Here is a 6,256-nt window from a genome sequence, read left to right on the forward strand (position 1 = left end):
CACCGATGATCGAGGGAGTCACATGGAACAGATCGAACTAGGCGACGTCACCATCACCCGGGTCAAGGAGTACTACGGCTCCGTGCAGATGCGTCCCGCAGAATTCTTTCCAGACAGCACCCACCACGACTGGGAAGCAAACAAGCACTGGTTGGCTCCCGACTTCTGGGATCCCGCCACAGATCAATGCATCTCGGCGATCCAGACCTGGGTGCTGCGCAGCGCTGGACGCACCATCCTGGTCGATACCGGTGTCGGCAATCACAAGGAACGGCCGCATGTCCCGGTGTGGAACCACCTCGACACCGCGTTCCTCCACAATTTGGCCGCCGCAGGTGTTACGCCCGAGGACGTCGACCTGGTGATCAACACCCATCTGCACATCGACCACGTGGGCTGGAACACCCGTCTGGACGATTCGACGTGGGTGCCCACCTTCCCGAACGCGACCTACCTGATGCCACAACGCGATTTCGACTTCTGGAACCCTGCCAATGCCCACAAATCCGCCGCCAGCCGCGGGAGTCTGAATGTGTTCGAAGACAGCGTCGCCCCGATCGATGACGCAGGGTTGACCCAGCTCTGGGACGAGACCTACCAGATCGACAAGAATCTGCGGCTGGACCTTGCACCCGGACACACCCCCGGTTCGTCGGTCCTGACACTGGAATCCGGCGGAGACCGAGCGGTGTTCGTCGGTGATCTCATCCATACCCCGCTGCAGATTGTCACACCGCATACCAACAGCTGCTTCTGCGAAGACCCCGCAAAATCACGCAACACCAGGCACAAGCTGCTGGGCCGTGCCAGCGACGACAACGCGCTCCTGTTTCCGGCCCACCTCGGCGGACACGGCGCTGTCGAGGTGGGCCGGGACGGCTCCAGCTTCGCCATCAAGAGCTGGGCCGGTTTCGCCCGTATCAGCTGACACCAACCACCAGAGGAGAACCCTTGTCTCAGAACAACACTCCCGTCGTTCGAACCCCTTCGGGCGCGGTAAGCGGCGTCCGCGACCACGGCGGCGAGCGCTACCGCGGGCTCCCCTACGCCGCCACCCCGACGGGGGCGGCCCGCTTCGCTCCACCGACACCTCACCCGGGTTGGGGCGGCGTCCGCGACATGACGGGTCCCGGGGCGACTGCGCCACAGCCTGTTCGGGACTTCGGTGCACTCGACATGCGGCCGTACTTCGGTCCCGGGTGGGTCACCGGTGCGGACTATCTGACGCTCGACGTGCACACCCCCGCAGCCGACGACGCGGCGCGACCGGTGATGGTGTTCGTCCACGGCGGCGGATTCGTCACCGGGTCGTCTCAGGCCGCGCTGTACGACGGCCGGGCATTCACTCGTGACGGCGTCGTGCTCGTTACTGTCAACTACCGTTTGGGGATCCCCGGCTTTCTCGATGCCCCTGGGGCGCCACGCAACCGCGGGCTGCTCGACGTGCTCGCCGCGCTGAGATGGGTCCGCGATACGATCAGCGCCTTCGGCGGTGACCCCGGAAATGTCACCCTCTTCGGCCAGTCCGCGGGTGCCACTTTGGTGGGAGCCCTGCTCGCCACACCGGAGGCCAGCGGGTTGTTCAAGCGGGCCATCATGCAGAGTGGCAGCGGCACAGGCGCTTTCACGCCGGAGCAGGCTGCACGAGTCACCCGCGCTGTAGCCGCTGAGCTTGGCGTGGAACCCACCGCGGACGGGTTCGCAGACGTCTCCGATGAACTATTCGTCGCCGTGCTCCCGGCGCTGGCTGGTCTTGACCTGCGCACCGCCACCGCCACAGACCCGCTGGTAGGCCTGAGCCCGTTCAGCCTCGTCCTGGACCGGCAGCCCGCCGATGCGCTGACCAATGGCCCGGCGGCCGACGTCACTCTGCTCATCGGCACCAACACCGAAGAGGGCAACCTCTATCTCGTCCCCCAGGGCACCTTCGATACGTCACAGCACGCTGATGTCTTGGCCGTTGCGGCACAAACACATTCGGATTCAGCCGTGGCGGCGGCCGTGGCCGCCGCCCGTCCACATGCCACTCACGGCGAAGTACGCTCGGCTCTGCTCGGCGATGCGCTCTTCGGTGTCGGCTCGGCCCGAATGGCGCAAGCCCACACGTCGATCTCTCAACGCGGCACCTATGTCTACCGCTTCGGCTTCCGCTCGACGGCGGTCGACGGCAACCTCGGCGCTGCACACACCGTCGAGCTTCCCTTTGTCTTCGACATCGCCGATTCGCCGTGGCTGCACGGGAAGACGGGCTTGCTGGGGCCCGATCCCGCTCCCGAAAGTCTGGCCCGGCGGATGCACGGCTCGTGGGTGGCGTTCGCCCGCAACGGTTCTCCTGGCTGGGACGGCTATCGCGGCGACGAGATTGCGGTACAGCATTTCGAGTAATGAGATCGCCGATCGTCAGTGCACGTGACCACCAGCCCGCTTGGGCCCGTTGCCTTCGGGGTTGCCTGGCTGGCGGCGGCCATGCCGCTTTGGCAGCAGCCATGGCGGCCGGCTCGTACGCTCCCGAACTCAACGTTGTCGGAACCTATGCCAACTGCGCTACGACCGATCTGCCCTCCACGATTCGCAGCGCATCGTGGAGCAGTGTGCCGGATCTTTCGTACAACCGATGGGATTCCTTCGCGACCAACGCCGCTGTCGACGGCCGATTGACGCTCGGCGTCGGCGTGAGCCATCCCTCGATGATCGAGGCCCTCGGCTATTCCTATGAGCGTCCTGCGCAATATCTGCGCGAGTACCTGGAGATTTTGATCCCTGCGCTGGCCGGAGAACCCGTCGACTACCACGGCAACCAGCTCACAGCCGTGGGCCAGGTGGACCTGCCCACAGCGCCAGCACCCGCCGTCGTGCTCGCGGCGCTCGGACCACGGATGCTCGGCTTCGCGGGCTCGATGAGTGATGGCACAATCACCACCTGGACCGGCCCTAAAACGTTGGAACACAGCATCGTTCCCCGCGTCACCGCGGCGGCTACGGCAGCTGGACGTCCGGCGCCACAGGTGGTCGCAGGCCTGCCGGTGATGGTGACCTCCGATCCGGATGCCGGCCGAGAATCCATCGCGGCCGCCTTCGCCCTCGCCGGGCAAGAGCCTGCCTACCGGACGGTGCTGGCCGCCGAGGGTGTCACCAGTGTCGCCGACGTCAGCATCGTGGGCGACGAGGAACACGTTGCCGCGCAATTGCGGCGGTTCGCCGAAGCCGGCGTGACGGAGTTCGCCGCCATGCCGTACGGAGGCTCCGACACCGTCAAGCGCACCACCGCACTGTTATCCGAAATAAGGTTGTGATGCAACGGATTCCGCCGAATATAGCGGAATACTCTTGAGCGCACAGCAGGTTGACTAGGCCATGACTAATCCGACTATGGGCACCTTCGGCGTTTTCGGTCTTTTCGAACAGTGGAAACAACTGACCACCGCCCAATTGAGGGATATCGAGGCGCTCGGCTACGGAGCAATCTGGGGAGGCGGCTCGCCGCCGGCCGAACTCGACTGGGTTGAGTCGGTCCTGGAGGCGACCAACAATCTGAAGGTGGCAACGGGCATCGTCAACATCTGGTCGGCGTCCGCGGGGCCGGTCTCCGAGTCGTTTCACCGCATCGAGGCGGCCCATCCCGGACGGCTTCTACTCGGTATCGGGGCCGGACATCCCGAACTGATCGCTGAATACAAGAAACCCTACGCCGCGCTCACGGAGTACCTCGACAAGCTAGATGAATACGGCGTGCCCCAGGACAGGCGCGTCGTCGCCGCGCTAGGCCCACAGGTGCTCAAGCTGGCCGCACGCCGCAGCGCGGGAGCCCATCCCTACCTGACCACTCCGGAGCACACAGCCCGGGCGCGTGCTCTGGTCGGACCGGATGCGTTCATCGCCCCAGGGCACAAGGTGGTGCTGACCATGGACGCCGTCGAAGCGAGAGCCATCGGACGCGAGGCTCTCGCCGTCTACCTCAAAGGGACCAACTACGTGAACAACTGGAAGCGATTGGGGTTCAACGACTCCGATGTCGCCGCACCCGGTAGTGGCGCCCTGATCGACGCGCTCGTAGCGTACGGCAGCACTGACACCATCGCACGCAGACTGAAAGAGCATCTCGCCGCCGGCGCGACCCACGTGCCCGTGCAGGTTCTGACCGGACCTGGCCAACTGATTCCCTCGCTTACCAAATTGGCCGGACCGCTCGGCCTCAACTGATCCATAACGCACGGATCAAGAGCCAGCTCAAAGCTAGTCGTGGCGCGGCTCTTGCTGGCTCTCACCGGCCCGCGTCGTGAAGGGCATCAGCGACTGCCTTAAGGCAGGTCGCTGCCCTTTATGCGGTCGAGGTGCGCCATGTCGTGGTTGCGGTAGCTGAACGACCGCCACTATTCACGGGCTTGGCCGGACTCAGAACTGCCCTGCCGTACCAATGGCATAGCAACAGGGCGACTTCCACATCAAGGTGATCATTGCCGATCGGTCTACCCCGACGTTCGAGGGCGCGTTGTACGCGATACTTCACCGAATTGACATGAATGTGCAGCTCGTACGCGCTGGCTTTGAAGCTCGATCTATTGCGCAGGAATTCAGACAACGTCTCCCGCAGCCGCTCGTCGCTGTCATTGTCCGAAGCAAGTGGGCCCAGGACCTGCCCCACCCATGAACGGGCGCTTTCCAGATCGGAGCTGAACTGTGCTGCGACGACGAGACCGGGTTCGTTGGCAGCGGTCACCCGCCGTGGCGGTGCCTTCGGCGCGAGCGCCACGGTGCGGGCCGCGCAGGCCTGTCGATGTGACCGCCGAAACCCGGCGACACCAGGCAACACAGTGCCGGCGGCGAGCCACGGCGAGTTCGAATGCAAGCGGACGAAGTCCTGGAGCCGGCCCATCACGTCGCAGGCCGCGGCGTCGGCGGTGAGCGGAATCCACGCCCAGCCGGTGATGCGATCGGAGGCGACAAACAACGGGCGCTCCCGAGCGCCCAATGCTATGGACAGCTCTGCGACAAACCGTTCCATGGTGTCCAGTTCCTCGCCATCTTCCTGTTCAGGGCACCAGAGAATGAGTGCGAGATGAACCCGGCGCATGGGATAGCAGATGAGAACTGAGGTTTCGTCGATATCGAGATCGTCGTCGCCATCGAGCACCTCGCGTACGCGCAGTGACCGCGCCTGGTTTTGATTGGCCAGCCACCGATCGCGTTCCTCCTGATAGGCGTCGACCACTTGATGCGACACGCAATCGAGATAAGCGAATGAGCTCGCCGATAACTGCGCGAATACCAACAATCCCAGATGAGCCTCAAGCTGCGCGGTCCGAATTTCATCGAGGATGACCGCGAGGAAATCTTGGTAGCCGAGCCAATAGGCGCGGACCAATTCTTCGACATGGGTACCGCGTTGCGCCATCCGACGCGCATGCTCAAGGGCTGCAGTAGGCGCCACTATGCGGTCACGGGGGATCCCGTGGCGGATGGCGGGGAAGAACGTTTCAAGGTTGCTCTGGACCGTGTCGTAAAGCAATGCCAGCAATTCGCCGTCGCCTGCTATTTCCGGCTTTTCCCGGTACAGCATCTGCTGAATGGACAGCGACGTAGCTGGGAGTTTCTGGCTCAACCGCTCCATGATGACGGCGGCGGTTTCCGCGGCAAGCGTTCGGGGAGTGTCTACTTGCGGCATGATTCGCCCCTCTGCGCGGCTAGGACGGAATGATGGTAAGGGCCTTCGCTTGCGCCGGTAGGCATAGCACCCACGTCGACGCGATTGGATCTCGTCGGTACCGAGCCGGACTTGCTGGATGGCGGACGGAAGTTACTGCTGAACAACAACATACAGACAGTCATCATCTCGGCTCGTGCAGCAAGATCGTAATCAACTGCAGGACAATAAATTTGATAGTCCGGCACCTGTGCGCACTTCACCAGGCTCCGACATTGCGTCGGCGTTGATCGTGCGCTCGGCCCGGACCCGGAACCGACGAGACCGAGGGCAGCGCCGAGCTGGACGCGGTCGTCCGCGCAGTAATGTGCGCCCGGTCGGCGTGCACGCATCAGCGTAGGAATCCGCCGATTGGGTTCCAGCCTCGGCAACAAATGTTGCGAAGCTGGCGCAACCGCCGTTACCACGTTGATGAAACCCGCTCTGTTACAGCGTGACTCGGAAGACCTGGAATTCGACGACAGGTCCGGGTTGGATCCGTCCCTGTCCGACGAAGATCGTCTGGTTTACCCAGGCGTACTTGGGGTCTCCGCATTCCAGGCGCGGGGTGGTGAC

The 6,256-nt window shown here is 63.8% G+C and carries 6 protein-coding genes and 1 pseudogene; 5 read left to right on the forward strand and 2 right to left on the reverse strand.

The window, feature by feature from the left end:
- Positions 1-22 precede the first annotated feature (22 nt).
- From TL10_RS16160 to TL10_RS16175, 5 genes and pseudogenes are all read left to right on the forward strand, one after another.
- Entirely contained in the window at positions 23-928 is a 906-nt protein-coding gene (locus tag TL10_RS16160; protein ID WP_043986374.1) for an MBL fold metallo-hydrolase, read from the forward strand.
- A gap of 23 nt (positions 929-951) precedes the next feature.
- Positions 952-2,385: a carboxylesterase/lipase family protein gene (locus TL10_RS16165; protein ID WP_043986375.1), complete on the forward strand. Its 1,434-nt coding sequence runs from the start codon at positions 952-954 to the stop codon at positions 2,383-2,385.
- Positions 2,385-2,567, forward strand: a pseudogene (locus TL10_RS32100) (lipase family protein); the annotation flags it as partial. The gene TL10_RS16165 and the pseudogene TL10_RS32100, both read left to right, overlap by 1 nt.
- Positions 2,568-2,591: 24 nt before the next feature.
- Positions 2,592-3,293 carry an LLM class flavin-dependent oxidoreductase gene (locus TL10_RS16170; protein WP_234711461.1) on the forward strand — a complete coding sequence of 234 codons (702 nt, stop codon included), beginning with the start codon at positions 2,592-2,594 and terminating at the stop codon, positions 3,291-3,293.
- 61 nt (positions 3,294-3,354) lie between these two features.
- Positions 3,355-4,200 (forward strand): LLM class F420-dependent oxidoreductase, encoded by an 846-nt coding sequence (locus TL10_RS16175; RefSeq protein WP_043986377.1) that lies wholly within the window; start codon positions 3,355-3,357, stop codon positions 4,198-4,200.
- Between the two features lie 118 nt (positions 4,201-4,318).
- Here the strand turns inward: TL10_RS16175 and TL10_RS16180 are convergent, their stop codons facing one another.
- Both TL10_RS16180 and TL10_RS31980 read right to left on the reverse strand, forming a co-directional pair.
- The gene (locus TL10_RS16180; RefSeq protein WP_043986379.1) at positions 4,319-5,662 is read right to left on the reverse strand and encodes a PucR family transcriptional regulator; all 1,344 of its coding nucleotides are present in this window, start codon (positions 5,660-5,662) and stop codon (positions 4,319-4,321) included.
- A gap of 465 nt (positions 5,663-6,127) precedes the next feature.
- Positions 6,128-6,256, reverse strand: a 129-nt coding sequence (locus TL10_RS31980) for a DUF3237 family protein (protein WP_043986381.1), incomplete at its 5' end; no start/stop codon positions are given.

This window comes from Mycolicibacterium llatzerense, assembly GCF_000878195.1.
Lineage (GTDB): Bacteria > Actinomycetota > Actinomycetes > Mycobacteriales > Mycobacteriaceae > Mycobacterium > Mycobacterium llatzerense.